At 70.5% G+C, this 15,723-nt stretch carries 13 protein-coding genes, 2 tRNA genes and 1 pseudogene; 8 read left to right on the plus strand and 8 right to left on the minus strand.

Translation table 11 applies throughout. From position 1 onward, the window contains the following. Window positions 1-34: 34 nt before the first annotated feature. From ACIRJP_RS30530 to ACIRJP_RS30545, 4 genes are all read left to right on the plus strand, one after another. Window positions 35-1,096 (plus strand): 2-aminoethylphosphonate ABC transporter substrate-binding protein, encoded by a 1,062-nt coding sequence (locus ACIRJP_RS30530; protein ID WP_404180950.1) that lies wholly within the window; start codon window positions 35-37, stop codon window positions 1,094-1,096. Window positions 1,097-1,419: 323 nt separating this feature from the next. Continuing rightward, window positions 1,420-2,208 (plus strand): HAD-IIA family hydrolase, encoded by a 789-nt coding sequence (locus tag ACIRJP_RS30535; RefSeq protein WP_404180953.1) that lies wholly within the window; start codon window positions 1,420-1,422, stop codon window positions 2,206-2,208. A 127-nt stretch (window positions 2,209-2,335) separates the two neighbouring features. Further along, window positions 2,336-2,944 (plus strand): hypothetical protein, encoded by a 609-nt coding sequence (locus ACIRJP_RS30540; protein ID WP_404180956.1) that lies wholly within the window; start codon window positions 2,336-2,338, stop codon window positions 2,942-2,944. Between the two features lies 1 nt (window position 2,945). After that, window positions 2,946-3,626 (plus strand): class F sortase, encoded by a 681-nt coding sequence (locus ACIRJP_RS30545; RefSeq protein ID WP_404180959.1) that lies wholly within the window; start codon window positions 2,946-2,948, stop codon window positions 3,624-3,626. 272 nt (window positions 3,627-3,898) lie between these two features. Here the strand turns inward: ACIRJP_RS30545 and ACIRJP_RS30550 are convergent. Together ACIRJP_RS30550 and ACIRJP_RS30555 are read right to left on the minus strand one after the other, a co-directional pair. Beyond that, window positions 3,899-4,493 (minus strand): annotated as a pseudogene (locus ACIRJP_RS30550) (glycosyl transferase); the annotation flags it as partial. A gap of 486 nt (window positions 4,494-4,979) precedes the next feature. Continuing rightward, a tRNA-Lys gene (locus tag ACIRJP_RS30555) sits at window positions 4,980-5,053 on the minus strand. Window positions 5,054-5,237: 184 nt separating this feature from the next. Between ACIRJP_RS30555 and ACIRJP_RS30560 the strand changes: the two genes are divergently transcribed. The 4 genes from ACIRJP_RS30560 (at window position 5,238) to ACIRJP_RS30575 (ending at window position 10,693) form a co-directional block, all read left to right on the plus strand. Further along, complete coding sequence (locus ACIRJP_RS30560; protein WP_404180962.1) at window positions 5,238-6,593, plus strand: peptidoglycan-binding protein; 1,356 nt, start codon at window positions 5,238-5,240, stop codon at window positions 6,591-6,593. Window positions 6,594-6,618: 25 nt separating this feature from the next. Next, on the plus strand, window positions 6,619-8,190 hold the full coding sequence (locus ACIRJP_RS30565; protein ID WP_404180965.1) for an SPFH domain-containing protein: 1,572 nt from the start codon (window positions 6,619-6,621) through the stop codon (window positions 8,188-8,190). A 155-nt stretch (window positions 8,191-8,345) separates the two neighbouring features. After that, on the plus strand, window positions 8,346-8,936 hold the full coding sequence (locus tag ACIRJP_RS30570; RefSeq protein WP_404180968.1) for a lytic polysaccharide monooxygenase: 591 nt from the start codon (window positions 8,346-8,348) through the stop codon (window positions 8,934-8,936). Between the two features lie 26 nt (window positions 8,937-8,962). After that, window positions 8,963-10,693 (plus strand): AMP-binding protein, encoded by a 1,731-nt coding sequence (locus ACIRJP_RS30575; protein ID WP_404180971.1) that lies wholly within the window; start codon window positions 8,963-8,965, stop codon window positions 10,691-10,693. A gap of 25 nt (window positions 10,694-10,718) precedes the next feature. Here the strand turns inward: ACIRJP_RS30575 and ACIRJP_RS30580 are convergent, their stop codons facing one another. From ACIRJP_RS30580 to ehuC, 6 genes are all read right to left on the minus strand, one after another. After that, window positions 10,719-12,254, minus strand: a complete 1,536-nt coding sequence (locus ACIRJP_RS30580; protein ID WP_404180974.1) for an MFS transporter — start codon at window positions 12,252-12,254, stop codon at window positions 10,719-10,721. Window positions 12,255-12,385: 131 nt separating this feature from the next. Continuing rightward, window positions 12,386-12,459 (minus strand) — tRNA-Lys (locus ACIRJP_RS30585). 74 nt (window positions 12,460-12,533) lie between these two features. After that, complete coding sequence (locus ACIRJP_RS30590) at window positions 12,534-13,292, minus strand: IclR family transcriptional regulator (protein ID WP_404180977.1); 759 nt, start codon at window positions 13,290-13,292, stop codon at window positions 12,534-12,536. Window positions 13,293-13,458: 166 nt separating this feature from the next. Continuing rightward, window positions 13,459-14,328 (minus strand): ectoine/hydroxyectoine ABC transporter ATP-binding protein EhuA, encoded by an 870-nt coding sequence (gene ehuA / locus ACIRJP_RS30595; protein ID WP_404180980.1) that lies wholly within the window; start codon window positions 14,326-14,328, stop codon window positions 13,459-13,461. Next, window positions 14,318-14,962, minus strand: coding sequence for an ectoine/hydroxyectoine ABC transporter permease subunit EhuD (gene ehuD / locus ACIRJP_RS30600; RefSeq protein ID WP_404180983.1), 645 nt, complete (start codon window positions 14,960-14,962; stop codon window positions 14,318-14,320). Before ehuD ends, ehuA begins: the two co-directional genes overlap by 11 nt. Then, entirely contained in the window at window positions 14,959-15,699 is a 741-nt protein-coding gene (gene ehuC, locus ACIRJP_RS30605; RefSeq protein WP_404180986.1) for an ectoine/hydroxyectoine ABC transporter permease subunit EhuC, read from the minus strand. Before ehuC ends, ehuD begins: the two co-directional genes overlap by 4 nt. Between the last annotated feature and the right edge of the window lie 24 nt (window positions 15,700-15,723).

The following is a 15,723-nucleotide window of genomic DNA, read 5'->3' on the forward strand; positions in this document are numbered from 1 at the left end:
GGCTTCCGGCCGACATCCAGGAGATACGACTGCCATGCGCAAGAACCACCTCAAGCCCATAGCCGCCGTCACCGGCTGCCTCACCCTCGCCGCCACCCTCTCCGCCTGCGGCGGCTCCTCGGCCGCCTCCGACGAGAAGGTCGTCACCGTCTACAGCGCCGACGGCCTCAAGGGCGAGAACGGCGACGGATGGTACGACAAGGTGTTCAAGGACTTCGAGAAGAAGACCGGCATCGCGGTCAAGTACGTGGAGGGCGGCTCCGGAGAGATGGTGCAGCGCGCCGCCCGCGAGAAGTCCAACACCCAGGCGGACGTCCTGGTCACCCTGCCGCCGTTCATCCAGCAGGCCGACAGCAAGGGCCTCCTCGCCGCGTACGCCCCGGCCGGCTCCGACCAGGTCGACGGCGCCGACAAGGCGTCCGACTCCAAGTGGACCTCGGTCGTCAACAACTACTTCGGCTTCATCTACAACAGGAAGGAACTGAAGTCGGCGCCCGCCACCTGGGAGGAGCTGCTCGACGGAAAGTTCAAGAACAAGATCCAGTACTCCACCCCCGGGGTCGCCGGCGACGGCACCGCCGTCCTCATCAAGGCCATGCACGACTTCGGCGGCAAGGAGCCGGCGATGGCGTACCTGAAGAAGCTCCAGGCCAACAACGTCGGCCCGTCCGCCTCCACCGGCAAGCTGGCCCCCAAGGTCGACAAGGGCGAGCTGCTCGCCGCCAACGGCGACGTCCAGATGAACTTCGCGCAGTCCAAGGACATGCCGAACCTCGGCATCTGGTTCCCCGCGAAGCAGGGCGGCAAGTCCACCACCTTCGCCCTGCCGTACGCCGCCGGGCTGGTGAACAAGGCCCCGCACAGTGCCAACGGCAAGAAGCTGCTCGACTTCATGCTCTCCGAGCAGGCCCAGAAGGACGTCAGCGCGGTCGGCGGTGGCTTCTCCGCCCGCAAGGACGTCAAGGGCACCGACGCCAACGCCATCGAGCTGGCGAAGCTGATGGACGGGGTGGAGGTCTTCGAGCCCGAGTGGTCGGACATCGACACCAACCTGGACAGCTACGTCGAGGCCTGGAAGTCGGCCACCGGCAGCTGACCGTTGCCGGAGGACTCACGGCACGGGTATGGACCTCCGGCGGATCATCGCGAAAGGATAACGGGTCTAGTCCCACGTTTCACTCCCCGCCCCGGGGCGTCGCTCACCCTCCAGGTCTCGGTCGGAGCCACCACCGCACGGGTCCGCTTCCGGTACACCGGCGGGAACAACTGGTTCTGGGCGGTCGACGGAGTGACCCTCACACCCGCGTGATCCGGCCGTTCCGGCACATCGAACGAACGGCCTAAAATCGGGGGCGTCGGCGCTGCACAACGCGGTGCCGCCGGCGTCCCCGCACACGGCGTACGGCAGGAGTCCCACACATGGCAGAGCGCAAGCCGATCTCATCCTGGCTCACCGACATGGACGGAGTCCTGATCCACGAGGGGACGCCGATCCCCGGAGCGGATGCCTTCATCAAGCGGTTGCGTGACTCGGGACTGCCCTTCCTTGTCCTCACCAACAACTCCATCTACACCGCCCGCGACCTGCACGCCCGGCTGAGCCGCATGGGCCTGGACGTGCCGGTGGAGAACATCTGGACCTCCGCCCTGGCCACCGCCCAGTTCCTGGACGACCAGCGGCCCGGCGGCACGGCGTACGTCATCGGTGAGGCCGGCCTCACCACCGCCCTGCACGACATCGGCTACGTCCTCACCGACCACGAACCCGACTACGTGGTCCTCGGCGAGACCCGCACGTACAGCTTCGAGGCGCTCACCAAGGCGATCCGGCTGATCAACGGCGGAGCCCGCTTCATCTGCACCAACCCCGACGAGACCGGCCCGTCCGCCGAGGGCCCGCTGCCCGCCACCGGGTCCGTCGCCGCCCTCATCACCAAGGCCACCGGCAAGGCCCCGTACTTCGCGGGCAAGCCCAACCCGCTGATGATGCGCACCGGGCTCAACGCGATCGGCGCCCACTCCGAGTCCAGCGCCATGATCGGCGACCGGATGGACACCGATGTGCTGGCCGGCCTGGAGGCGGGGATGCAGACCTTCCTGGTCCTCACCGGTCTCACCACGGTCGCCGACATCGACAAGTACCCCTTCCGGCCGTCCACGGTCGTCGACTCGATCGCCGACCTGGTCGGTCTCGTCGACGCGGGCTGAGCCCGGCGGGGCACGGCCGCCAAGGGGGCGGGAGAGGGTTCCGGGCGGTCCGCGCGGACCTGTCCCCCGCGCTCCTGCGGATGCGGAATCCCTCCGGAGGCGTGAACCTGCACTGAGGAGGTTCACGATGCGTTCCACAACCCTCACGTTCTGTGCCGCCGCGGTGGTCGCGGCGACCCTGGTGCCGGCCTCCGCCGCACTGGCCGACTCCGGCTCCGGGTCCGCCCAGGAAAAAGGCCGCACCTCACTGACGGTGACCCCGGCCTCCGTCGGGCCGGGCGGTGAGACGGATCTGCGGCTGGAGGGCTGCAAGGGCCGCGAGGCCACGGGCGAGTCCGAGGTGTTCGTCTCCGAGGCGCATTTCTCGCCCGCCGCGGACGGCAGCCTCTTCGCCGAGGCCCGGATCAGTTCGGACGCCTCCCCGGGCGAGCACGGCATCCGGATCACCTGCAAGGACGACAAGGCCGAAAAGGCCGGCAAGGCTGAAAAGGGTGCCGAGGCCGACAAGGGCGCCGAGGCCGCCGGCACGGTCACCGTCGTCGACCGGGGCCGGGCCACCCCGCTCGCCCCGGTCGCCGCGGGCGGCGGCGGCACCGCCCTGATCACCGACCGGGAGGCCGAGCAGCAGGGCCCGGGCACCATCCACGCGGTGATCGGGCTGGCCCTGGCCGCCGTCGCGGCCGTCGCCGTCGCGTTCCGCAGCGCGCGTCGCCGCCGCCGTCCGGTCTCGGACTGACATGTCCGCCCCGGACAGCACCGCGGGCCACGGCAGGCTGCTCGCCGGAGTGGTCTGGGCCGTCCTGCTGCTCGGCCTGTGGTTCTGGGGCCGAGGCATCACCGACGGCACCGGCGCCGGCTCCGCCCCGACCACCGGGGACATCGCCGCGGTGGGGCGCCCCCTCGGCGTACCGATGCCCCCGCCGCACGACCCGATCGAGGGCGCGGCGCCGGAGCGGATCGAGATCCCGTCGATCGGCGTCGAGGCACCCGTGGTCGCCCGCGGCCTGGACAAGGACGGGGCGATCGAACCGCCCTCGTTCGAAAAGGCCCAGACCGTCAGCTGGTACGAAGACGGCGCCGAGCCCGGCGCGAAGGGCCCCGCCCTCATGGTCGGCCATGTCGACACCGAGACCAGACCAGCCGTCTTCTACGGGCTGAGCGCGGCCCGCCCCGGCGCCAAGGTCGAGATCACCCGCGCCGACGGAACCGTCGCCGAATTCACCGTCGACGACGTCCAGGTCTTCACCCGGGCGCGCTTCGACGCCGACAAGGCGTACGGCCCGCGCAAGGCCGGTCGGGCGGAGCTCCGCCTGATCACCTGCGGCGGCACCTTCGACCGGGCGACGCACTCCTACGACGCGAATGTCGTCGTCTCGGCCTACCTGACCGGCAAGAAGTCCACGGGCGACCACGAGTGAAGCCGAACCCCCTTGATGTGGAAGGATTCTGACGGCGCGTCGGTAATGGATCACTCCTGGCGTTCGGGAGATGCGGACAGAAGCCCTGTGCCCGGATGGAACGGATGCGGCAGCGCACCGACGCCCGCACCGAGAGGGAGTGGACGCACGGCAGTCACGACGGCCGGCGGGGAGTGCGGACGGGCCCGGTCCGGGCGGGTGCGGTGGCAGTGGCGGGGGGCCGTGCTGCTGCTCGCGGGTTGCGTCTCCGGTCCCGGCCCCGACCCCGAGCCGTCGTGGCTGACGTAGACCTGTGGGCCGATGACGAAGCCGATGTCCGGGTCGCGGAAGTAGCCGGGCATCCGCTCCGGACAGTTGGGCAGTGGCACGTGGTCGGTGTCGACGGAGGCGAAGAACTCGTGGCCGCCGCCGTGCGCGTCGAGCCAGGCGTTGTGGCTGCCGTGCTTCGCCCTGGTGCGGTGGCACCAGGGTCGCCTTCCGCACCTCCTTCGTCCCGGGCGAGGAGCCCCTGGAGATGGTGACGAGGACCCTTGAGGCCGCGGTCCGCATGCGGCACCGCGGGCCCGGTCTCCGGGACGACCGCGACCGGGTCGCGCGCGACCGGAGTGGGGGCACGGCGCCCAGCAGGAGCGCCGCGCGGATCCGGCGCGGTTCCTGCGAGAGCAGCGAGCGGTACCGCACCCGGTACGGCCGGTCGCGGCCGGGCCCGGTCACTGGCCCGGCGAGCCGGCTGCAGTGCTCGTAGTCGTAACGCGTCTCCTCGGGCTGCCGGCGTCGTTCCCCGGGTATCGGTTGTGCCGGTATCCGGGGCAGGGTGGTCCGGGAAAGGTCGTTGTTCTGCCGGGCGCCTGTCGGCGTCGACGCCATGGGTCATCCCCTTGCACGCATGGTCGGTGCGTGAATGGTCGGTCGTCCAGGCCGCGGCGATTCCCCGTCGGTCGCCGCGGACGACATGACGGGCGGGCGGCCATCCGCTCGGCCACGGAACCCGCCCTTCCGGTCCGTCTCTGATGCCCCTCGACACCAGCCCCCGAGCGGGGGCCCACCCCGCGTTGCGGACAACCGGGACTTCCCCTCTGCAGTCCCCAACTGCACGGCCCATCAGACTGGTTGGGGCCGATGACCAAGAGGTAGGCTGTCCGATTTCCCGCCACCGAGTGACCGGACGGTGACGCTGTGACAGCTGCGCGAAGGCTGTGCGGCGCCTGTGCGGGTAGTGGTCAAAGGCGGCGCTGTGAGTGGCGTCATGGGGCGGAGGCCCGGCGCGAGGCTTCAGTGCGGGAGGCTTCGGCGCGAGGGGTTCGCGAACGAGCAAAGCCCCCTCACGCTTGGTGAGGGGGCTTTGACCCTGCGTGCGCCGCCAGGGACTCGAACCCCGGACCCGCTGATTAAGAGTCAGCTGCTCTAACCAACTGAGCTAGCGGCGCCTGCTGACCTGGAGAACTCTACCCGAAGCCGGGGGGTGCTCCTGACCATTTACCGTCCATCGCGGCCTGTCGGATGGTCGTTTTTTCTCTTCTGTCCGTCAAAATGCGATATGTCAGGAGAGTTGAGACACTGGCGCCCGTGCAGATGCGCCCAAAGATCTTGACGAGTGCGGAGGGGAATCGCATGACTGTGCCGGCTTTCGAGGAGTACGTGCCCGCCATCGACTGCACCTGTGCGGGGTGCGCCGCGCAGCGGCGGACCGCCGCCAGTGCACTGCCCATGCGGTACGGAGGTCATCCGGCCGCACACGGCGCCCGCCGCGCCCTGGTGCTGGCCACCGCGGCCGGAGTGGTGCTGAGCAGCGGCGTCACCGAGGCGGCGAGCGCCGCGAGCGCGGTGGGTGCGACGGGCGACCGGACGGCGGAGGCGACCGGAACCGCCCCGGCCGACGCGGAAGGGGACAGCCCGCAGGGCGGACCGGGGCCGCTGCACGGCGGTGGCGAAGCGGGCCCGCCCTCGTCCACGACCACCACGCCCAAGCTGCGCAAGAGCAGCCGGGCCGACATCATCAACCGCGCGAAGAAGTGGGTGTCCGCGCAGGTTCCGTACAGCATGACCAAGTACTGGGCGGACGGTTACCGGCAGGACTGCTCCGGCTACGTCTCGATGGCCTGGAACCTGCCCGGCAACGAGTGGACCGGCAGTCTCGCCGAGTTCGGCAAGAAGATCGCGCGGGAGGAGCTCCAGCCCGGCGACATCCTGCTCTTCCACAATCCGGCCGACCCCTCGAAGGGCTCCCACGTCACGATCTTCGGCGGCTGGACCGACTACACGCACACCCATTACACGGCGTACGAACAGACGAAGCCGCACACCCGCAAGAAGACGACGCCCATGGCGTACTGGACCAACTCCGGCAACTACATCGCCTACCGCTACAAGGGCCTCATCAGCCCAAGTGCCGGCAGTGATTCGTCGGTGAAGGCGTTCCCGGGCGCCGCGAAGTTCGGCCCCGGCGCGAGCAACACCTACGTCACCCGGCTCGGCAGGATGCTCGTGGAGCGGGGAGGAAAGCGCTTCTACAAGGTCGGCCCCGGTCCGGGCTGGAGCGATGCCGACCGGCGGGCGACCCAGGCGTTCCAGAAGGCCCAGGGCTGGAAGGGCAAGGAGGCGGACGGCATCCCCGGCCCCGCCACCTGGCGGCTCCTGGCAAACGGAACCGGCCATGACATTCCCGCCACCGGAAACGGGAGCGGGGGCGGAAGCGGAACGGGCGCCGGCCACGGCGACTCGAAACCAGGTTCGAAGTTCCCAGGGCGTGGCTATTTCCGGCCCGGTCAGTCCAACAGCCATGTCGGCAGGCTCGGCAAGCAGTTGGTGAAGAAGGGCTTCGGCAAGCACTACACCTCGGGGCCGGGGCCCCGGTGGACCGAGGCGGACCGGCGGAACGTCGAGGCCTTCCAACGGGCTCAGGGCTGGCGGGGCGGAGCGGCCGACGGCTACCCCGGTCCGGAGACCTGGCGGCGACTCTTCGGGTGACACGACGCACATGACGGAGGCGGGTATGCGATCCACGGTGTCGGACAGCTCCGGAACCCCGGAGAACGGCGGGCGGCGGGAGAAGGAGCGGGGGCCGGTCCGGGCGACGGGCCCGGACGAGCCCGCCGGGGCGGCGGTTCCGGGTGCGGCTCAGGGGGCCGGTGAGGGTCCGGACACGGGGCCGGATCCCGGGCCGGACTCCGTGGTCGACCTCGTGCTGGACCTGGTCCCGGGTGAGGACCGGGATCCGGGGCTCGGTGCGACATCGGCCTCGGTGTCGGTGTCGCTCCCGGTGGCGGGTGCCGTATCCGCGCCGGTGCCGGGTGGGTCGGTGGCGGGCGCCGACGCGCCTCCCCGGCGCCGCACGGCCCCCGACGCCGTCTTCGACTCGCTTCCGGTATCCGGGGGCGACGGGGCCGAACAGTCCGGCGACACGTTGTGGGGGGCCGGGCGGCACCACGCGGTCATCGCCAACGAGCGGACCGCGTCCATCCCCGTGCATCTGCTCTTCCGCGAGGACGCCGATGACGCCGAGCGCGCCGACGTGACCGCGCTCCCTGCCGACACGACCGCGCTCCCCGCCGGTGTGCTGCGACGGGGAGCCGGTGGCGACCGGCCGCAGCCGGGGGTGCGGCGCCCGCCGGTGTCCAGGGGGCCCCAGGTGCGGCCCCCGACCCGGCCGGCACCGGTCGGCGATCCACGGCTCGCCGAGCGGCCGGGCCCCGCCCTCCCCGGCTGGATCGCGCTGCTCGTCGCACTGGCCGGGTCCGCCGCCGGCGGGGCCGTGCTCTGGCGGACCGGCGCGCTGCCCGCCGCCGCGCTCGCCCGGTTCGGGCTCGGCTCGCATCCGTACGACGGGATCGGCCTCGGCGCCTGGGCGGCGCTCGCCGCGCTGGTGTCCGTGGTGCTCTTCGCGCTCGGCGGCCTGAGCCGGGGGCGGGTGGGGTACGCCTGGGTCCTGACGCTGTTCGGCGAGTACCGGGGGAGCGTGCGGCGGACCGGGCTGATGTGGATCAGCCCCCTGCTGCTGCGACGCCGGGTCGACGTACGCCTGCGGCACTGGCGCAGCGAACCGCTCCCCGCCGTGGACGCCAACGGCACGGCGCTGCGCGTCGTCGTCCTCGTGGTGTGGCGGATCAAGGACACCGTGCGGGCGGCGCTCGGGGTCGCCGACCACGAGGCGTATCTGCGCGAGCAGGTCGAGGCGGCGATGGCCCGGGTCCTCTCGCAGCTGCCCGCCGACGCCTTCCACGAGGACGCGCACACCCTGCGCAACGCCGAGGCGGTCGGCGACGCGCTGACCCGGATGCTGAAGGCGGACTGCGAGCCGGTCGGCATCGAGGTGTACTCGGCCCAGCCGACCGGGATCGAGTACGCGCCGGAGGTCGCCGCGGCCATGCAGCGCCGCCGGATCGCGGCCATCGACGCCAAGCACCGGGACAGCGTCTTGACTTCGGTGGTCGACGCGGTCGACGACACGGTCAACCGGCTGACCGCGCGGGGCATCGTGGAGCTGGACGACTACGAACGGAAGTCCCTGGTCAAGGACTTGACGGTGGCCTTCTACACCGGACGCAGCGGCGGGGAGGGCGCCTGAGGGCCACGGGGGAGGCCGCGCAGCCAAGCGGAATCCAACTCTCATTGGTCTGGACATGTTCATATCCCGTCAATAATCTAAGCCTTGGTCTAGACCGCAAAGCGCGCGCAGCACAGCTCATGGAACCTCCCCCACGTTCTTGAGGAGCGACAGCAATGCGTAAAAGGGCAAGCGCGGCCGTGGTCGGCCTGGCCATCGCGGGCGTCTCGATGTTCGCGACCGGCAGCGCCGGCAGCCACGGCTACACCGACAACCCCATCAGTCGCCAGAAGCTCTGTGCCAACGGCACGGTGACGGGATGCGGCAACATCCAGTGGGAGCCGCAGAGCGTCGAGGGTCCGAAGGGCTTCCCGGCGGCGGGTCCGGCCGACGGCAGGATCTGTTCCGGCGGTCATGGTGAGTTCGCGCAGCTGGACGACCCGCGCGGCGGCAACTGGCCCGCCACCCAGGTCACCGCCGGCCAGGGCTTCAGCTTCCGCTGGCAGTTCACCGCACGCCACGCCACGACGGACTTCCGCTACTACATCACCAAGGACGGCTGGGACCCCACCAAGCCGCTCACCAGGGCCGACCTGGAATCGCAGCCCTTCATGACGGTGCCGTACGGCGGCAAGCAGCCCCCGGCGACCCTGACCCAGCAGGGCACCATCCCCACCCAGAAGAGCGGGAAGCACATCATCCTGAGCGTCTGGAACATCGCTGACACATCGAACGCGTTCTATGCCTGCTCCGATGTTCAGTTCTGACGTGTAGTCAATTATCGTGCCGCGCCATGAGGAGCGCAGGCACCGTTGCGGAGCTCGTACAGCGCCAATGGGGCGACCACCGGCCCGGACTGAGATACCAGGACACCGTTCTCAGTCATCACCAGGTCGCCTCCGGCGCTGCCGCACGCGCCGCGCTCCTGGCGGATCTGCTGCCGACGGGCGGCGAACCGCACATCGGGGTACTGCTGGACAACACCCCTGAATTCCCACTCTGGTTGAGCGCGGCGGCCCTGGCCGGGGCCGCCGTGGCCGGGATCAACCCGACCCGGCGCGGCGCCGAACTGGCCCGCGACATCCTGCACACCGACTGCCGGGTCCTGGTCACCGAACGCGCCCACCTGCCGCTGCTCGACGGCCTGGACCTGCCGGGCGTCCGGATGCTGGTGACCGACACCGACGCGTACGCCGAACTCCTGGCCCCGTACGCCGGAGCCGAACCGGGCGACACGGCCCGCACGGGCATCGGGCCCACAACCCGGATGCTGCTCTACTTCACCTCCGGATCGACCGGCGCGCCCAAGGCGGCGATCTGCACCCAGGGACGGCTGGCGGCGGCCGGACAGTCGCTCGTCGACCACTTCGGCGTCCGGCGCGAGGACGTCCACTACATCTGCATGCCGATGTTCCACGGCAACGCGGTGATCGCCGACTGGGCGCCCGCCCTGGCCACCGGGGCCGCCGTCGCGCTGCGCCGCCGCTTCTCGGCCTCCGGATTCCTCGACGACGTACGGGCGCACGGGGCGACGTACTTCACCTATGTCGGCCGCGCCGTGCAGTACCTGCTGGCCACCCCCGAACGCCCGGACGACCGCGAGCACCCGCTGCGGCTCGGCTTCGGCACCGAGGCCGGCGCGGTTGACGCGGCCCGGTTCCGGGAGCGCTTCGGGGTGCGGCTGGTCGAAGGCTACGGCTCCTCCGAGGGCGGCGCGGCGGTCCAGCGGACCCCCGACACCCCGGAGCGGGCGATCGGCAAGGCGTCGGCCCGCGACGATCTCGCGGTCGTGGACCCGGAGACCGGCGAGGAGCGGCCCGCCGCCGTCTTCGACGGGGCGGGCCGGCTGACCAACGGGGCCGAGGCGATCGGTGAACTGGTCAACCGGGGGCACACGCCCTTCGAGGGCTACTGGCGCAACGAGGAGGCACAGGCCCAGCGGGTGCGCGGCGGCTGGTACTGGACCGGGGACCTCTTCTTCCGGGACGCCGACGGCTTCCTCTACTTCGCGGGCCGCACCGACGACCGGCTGCGGGTGGACAGCGAGAACCTGGCCGCCGCGATGATCGAGAACATCCTGGCCCGCTGGGAGGACGCGGCAGCCGTGGCGGTGTACGCGGTGCCGGACCCGGTCGCCGGGGACCAGGTGATGGCGGCGCTCGCCCTGCGGGAGGGAGCGGCCTTCGACCCGTCCGCCTTCGCCGCGTTCCTCGCCGCGCAGCCGGACCTGGGTACGAAAATGGCCCCCCGCTTCGTACGGATCGTCCCGTCGATGCCGGTGACGGCGACGAACAAGGTGCACCGCGTTCGGCTGCGCCAGGAGGGGTTCGCGTGCGAGGGGCCCGTGTGGTGGAAAGGATCCGGCGCCGGGTACGAGCCGTTCGGCGACGGGCAGTTGAGCGCTCTGCTGTGTGAGTACGAGGCACACGGGCGTGCCGAGTTCTGCTCCCGGCCGCCGGACGGACGGAATGTGCCGGACGGCCCGGGGTGCGGGCCCGTCCGGCGATCGAGGACACAGCGGTGAGGAGGGTGGGCCCGCACGAGAGGCCCTAGTTGAGGGCCGGTTCCTCCCGCACCGCGGCCTTCGCGGCTTCGTCCCCCGCGGCCCCCCTCCGCCGCAGCAGTACCCCCGCCAGCACCGCCCCCGCCAGCAGCAGCGCCGCTCCCGCGACCGAGGCGTACTGCATGCTGTGCACGAAGGCCTCCCGCCCGACCGAGATGAGCGAACCGTCATTCGTGGCCACCGCACCCGCGAGGGTCTTGCGGGCGGTCTCCGGAGCGGAGTCCGGCATGTCCGCGGTGTAGATGGCGGTGGCCACCGCGCCCAGCAGGGCCATGCCCATCGCACCGCCGAACTCCTGGCCGGTCTCCAGCAGCGAGGCCGCCGAACTGGCCTTCGCCGGAGGGGCCGTGGACAGCGCCAGGTCCGACACGAGCGCCATCACGGTGACGATGCCGCTGCTCATAACGGCGCAGCCGCCGAGCAGCAGCCACAGGGAGTCCGTACCGGTCAGGGCGAGGAGGGCGAAGCCGGCGGCGGCGATGACGAAGCCTGCGCAGATGACCCGCGCGCGGTCGGTGCGCTGGGCGATCGCCGTGGCCGTCGGGGCCGCGGCGCCCACCGCCAGGGACGGTGCCAGGGACCACAGCGCGGCCTCCATCGTGCTCATGCCGAGCACCGACTGGAGGTACTGCGTGGTGAAGAACGAGGAGCCCATCATGGCGAACGCGGCGAGCGCGTTCAGCCCGATCCCGGCGGCGAAGCCGCGGTGGCGGAAGAGCTCCCGGCTGATCATCGCGTCGGAGCGGCCGCGCTGGCGGCGGACGAAGAACAGACCGACGACCAGCCCCGCGGCGATGATCAGCGCGTTTCGCACATCGAGCCCATGGGCGGCGCTCTCCTTGACGCCGTAGACGACCGGCAGCACGGATCCCATCGACAGGGGCACGCTCAGGAAGTCGAACCGTCCGGGGTTCGGGTCCTTGAACTCGGGGACCAGTACCGGCACCAGAACCAGCAGCAGCACCATGGCCGGCACATTGATCAGGAAGACCGAGCCCCACCAGAAGTGCTGCAGCATGACCCCGCTGAGCACCGAGCCGAGCGCGATGCCGCCCGCCATGGCGCCCGACCAGATCCCCACGGCCCGGCCGCGCTGCCGCTCGTCGCGGAACATGTTCCGTACCAGTCCCATGGTCGACGGCATCAGCGTCGCCCCGCCGACCCCGAGCAGGGCGCGGGCCGCGATCAGCATCTCGGGGCTGTCGGCGTACGCGGCGGCGACGGACGCGGCACTGAACGCGAGCGCGCCCAGGAGCAACAGCTTGCGACGGCCGATCCGGTCGCCGAGCGAGCCCATCGTGATGAGCAGGCCGGCCAGGGCGAAGGCGTACACGTCGAAGATCCAGAGCTGCTGGGTGGCGCTGGGGGCGAGGTCCCGGTCGATGGACGGGATCGCGAAGAAGAGGACGGAGATGTCCATCGAGACGAGGAGGAGGGGCAGCAGGAGGACCACGAAGGCGGTCCATTCCCGGCGGCCGGCGAGGTAGCCGCGCTCGGCGGTGGTGCTCGTAGCGTTCGTCATGCCAAGAAATGTACGAGCGTTTAAAACACTTGTCTAGTACGAATGTGTAAAACGGTCGTACATCTCGACGGGCAGCAAAAAACGCACTGGGCGGTTCACGTGTGTACGTGAACCGCCCAGTGCGTTGTCTGTGCGCCGCCAGGGACTCGAACCCCGGACCCGCTGATTAAGAGTCAGCTGCTCTAACCAACTGAGCTAGCGGCGCTTGCTGACTCGAAAATAATACCTGGTCCGGACGGGTGCTGATGACACCCCGGCCGCGAGCCCCCGTCGGACGGCCTAGAGCGCCATCGACAGGAGCACCGGAGCCGCCCGCCGGTTCAGCGTGTCCGCCGCCGAGCGCAGGCGGTGCGCGTCCTCGATCGGCAGCGACAGTGCCAGACAGCCCGCCGAGGACCCGGCCGTCAGCGGCACCGCCGCGCACACCGTGCCGACCGCGTACTCCTGGAGGTCGAGCACCGGGACCGTCGCCGGCTGGCTGTCCAGCTTGGAGAAGAGCACCTTCTCGTTGGTGATCGTCCGCGAGGTGAGCCGGGGTGTCCTGTGGCGCGAGATGTGGTCCCGGCGGCCGTCCTGGTCGAGCTGGGCCAGCAGGCATTTGCCGACCGCCGAGGCGTGCGCCGCCGACCGGAAGTCCACCCACTCGTTGACCGCGGGGGTGAGCGGGCCGTCGGCGTACTGCGTGACCCGGATCTCACCGTCGACGTACCGGCTGATGTAGACCGCCGCGCCGACCGAGTCGCGCAGCTGCGCCAGCATCCGCTGGAGCCTGGACTCCAGGGCCTGTCTGCGGGCCGGGCCGGAACCGAGGAGCAGGAGCGAGGCGCCGATGACGTACGCGCCGTCGGTGACCTGCTCCACATAACCCTCGCGGCGCAGCGTCAGCAGCAGGGGTGTGAGGTGGCCGCTGGGCAGTCCCGTCTCGCGGGAGATCTGGGTGTCCGTCACACCGTTGCCGTGCTTGGAGACCGTTTCGAGAACACGAAGGGCGTACTGCACCGAATGGAACGGTGCGGTCGGTTCGGGCTTCAATGCCACGGTTTCCCCCTACCAGGTTGTTACCGCAAGCTCTGACCTGACGATAGCCGCCAGGCCCCCGCTACGGGGCGGCTGCCGGCGACTCGGCGGAGCGCCCCACCCGGGTGAGCTGGGGCGCATCCGTATGGCATATGCCAAAGTCATTGGCTTTCGGTAAAGAGTGAGGTCACAGCACCGCGTCGAGGAACTCGCGCGTACGTTCGTGCTCCGGTTCGGTGAAGATTCTTTCCGGGGGACCGGATTCGATCACCCGCCCGGAGTCGAACATCAGTACCGTCTTTGAGACGTCCCGGGCGAAATTCATCTCATGGGTCACGCAGAGCATGGTGATGTCGGTGTTTCTGGCGATGTCGCCCAGCAGCTCCAGCACCCCGGCCACCAGCTCCGGGTCGAGCGCCGACGTCACCTCGTCCAGCAGCAGGATCTCCGGCTCCATGGCCAGGGCGCGGGCGATGGCGACCCGCTGCTGCTGCCCCCCGGAGAGCTGGGAGGGGTGGGCGTCGATCTTCGCGGAGAGCCCGACCAGGTCCAGCAGCTCCCGGGCCCGGGTCTCCGCCTCCTCACGGTCCTTGCCGAGCACGTTGACCGGCGCCTCGGTGATGTTCTGCAGCACCTTCATGTTGGGAAAGAGATTGAACTGCTGGAAGACCATTCCGATCTTCTTGCGCGCCTCGCGCAGATGCTTCTCGGGCGCCGGCTTCAGCGCCCCGCCGGGCGTCCTGATGTGGGACAGCGGGCTGCCGTCCACCCAGATGACGCCGTCGCTGACCTTCTCCAGCGTCATCAGCAGCCGCAGGATGGTGGTCTTGCCCGAGCCGCTGGGCCCGATCAGGGTGACGTGCTCACCGCGCCGCACCGAGAAGTTCAGCCGGTCCAGGACGACGTGGTCGCCGTACCGCTTCACGACGTCGTCGAAGCGGACCAGCGGATGGCCGGTCTCCGGCGCGGCGGCCGGTGCGACGGCCGGTGCGGGGGCCGCGGGGGCCGCGGGGGCCGCACCCTTCGTCTTGCGCAGGGGGAGGGGTTCAGTGGCCAAGGCGCTTCTCCAGCTTTCTCATCAGCAGCGAGGTGGGGTAGCTCGCGACCAGGAAGACCAGGCCGGCGAGCGTGAACGCCTCGGTGTAGGCGAAGTGGTCGGCGCCGTACTTACGGGCCTCGAAGACCATTTCCTGCACCGTGATCACGGCGAGGAACGGGGTCTCCTTGAACATCGAGATCGCGTAGTTGCCGAGCGCGGGCAGCACATTGCGCACCGCCTGCGGCAGGATCACGGCCTGCCAGGTCCGCCGGGGGCCGAGCGAGAGCGCCCGGCAGGCCTCCCACTGGCCCTTGGGCACCCCGTCGATCCCGGCGCGGTACACCTCGGAGGTGTACGCGGCGTAGTGGATGCCCAGTACCACGATGCCGACCGTCAGTGGCTCCATCGAGGTGAACAGGGCCGCAGCGCCCACCAGTTGGACGAGCAGAGGGGTGGACCGGACGAACTCCGTCACGGCCCGGACCGGCACCGTCACCAGCCTGCTCGGGGCCCGGCCGGCGACCGCGACGGCCAGCCCCAGGACCGCGGCGACGAGCGTGCCGAGCACTGTCGCGAGCAGCGTGACCCGGAAACCTTCGAGCAGCAGGGGCAGGGCGTCGCCGGCCGCGTTCCAGTCGAAGCCGTTGTTCACCGGGCACCTCCCGGGACGGCGGCGACGGCCTCGGTGGCGCTGCGGCTGCGCAGCAGCGAACCCGTGCCGGTGGGCAGCCCGAGCCGCCGCTTGGCGCCCCGCTCCAGCAGGTTCATCAGCAGGGTCAGCGCGTATGCCAGCACGAAGTAGAGGGCCAGCAGGGTCACGTACGCGGTGAGCGTCTCACCGGTACGGTCGCGCAGCTGCTGGATCACGGTCATCAGGTCGGCCGCGGAGATCAGCCACAGCAGCGGGGTGCACTTCAGCAGCTGGATCAGCAGATTGGTGAAGGACGGGATCATCTGCACCCAGGCCTGCGGAAGGACCACCTTCCGCATCCGGTGCAGCGGCGACATGTTCAGCGCGACGGCGGCCTCGTACTGGCCGCGCGGAACCGAGCCGATCGCCGCGCGCACCACTTCGGCGCCGTACGCGCCGTAGTTGAGGCCGAAGGCGACGACTCCGCAGAGCAGCGGGTCCAGCTGGTACCCCGTCAGTGCCGGCATCGCGTAGTAGAGCCAGAACAGCTGGATGTAGAGCGAGGTGCCGCGGAAGAACTCCACGACCACGCGTGAGGTGCCGCGCAGCACCAGCAGCCGGCTGACCGACATCAGGCCGAGGACGAACGACAGCAGGAGCGCGGCCAGCGAGCCCAGGACGGTGGCTTCGAGGGTCACCCACAACCCCGAGCGCACCTGCGGGAGTTCGTCGAAGAAGGCGGAGAAGAAATCGCTCATGCGCTGCGGTCCGTCCCCGTCGGC

It is taken from the genome of Streptomyces sp. NPDC102437 (assembly GCF_044765565.1).
GTDB lineage: Bacteria > Actinomycetota > Actinomycetes > Streptomycetales > Streptomycetaceae > Streptomyces.

Coding starts and splice junctions, on each gene's coding strand:
- ACIRJP_RS30530 (WP_404180950.1), top strand. CDS start 35: ATGCGCAAGAACCACCTCAAGCCCATAGCCGCCGTCACCGGCTGCCTC.
- ACIRJP_RS30535 (WP_404180953.1), top strand. CDS start 1,420: ATGGCAGAGCGCAAGCCGATCTCATCCTGGCTCACCGACATGGACGGA.
- ACIRJP_RS30540 (WP_404180956.1), top strand. CDS start 2,336: ATGCGTTCCACAACCCTCACGTTCTGTGCCGCCGCGGTGGTCGCGGCG.
- ACIRJP_RS30545 (WP_404180959.1), top strand. CDS start 2,946: ATGTCCGCCCCGGACAGCACCGCGGGCCACGGCAGGCTGCTCGCCGGA.
- ACIRJP_RS30560 (WP_404180962.1), top strand. CDS start 5,238: ATGACTGTGCCGGCTTTCGAGGAGTACGTGCCCGCCATCGACTGCACC.
- ACIRJP_RS30565 (WP_404180965.1), top strand. CDS start 6,619: ATGCGATCCACGGTGTCGGACAGCTCCGGAACCCCGGAGAACGGCGGG.
- ACIRJP_RS30570 (WP_404180968.1), top strand. CDS start 8,346: ATGCGTAAAAGGGCAAGCGCGGCCGTGGTCGGCCTGGCCATCGCGGGC.
- ACIRJP_RS30575 (WP_404180971.1), top strand. CDS start 8,963: ATGAGGAGCGCAGGCACCGTTGCGGAGCTCGTACAGCGCCAATGGGGC.
- ACIRJP_RS30580 (WP_404180974.1), bottom strand. CDS start 12,254: ATGACGAACGCTACGAGCACCACCGCCGAGCGCGGCTACCTCGCCGGC.
- ehuC (WP_404180986.1), bottom strand. CDS start 15,699: ATGAGCGATTTCTTCTCCGCCTTCTTCGACGAACTCCCGCAGGTGCGC.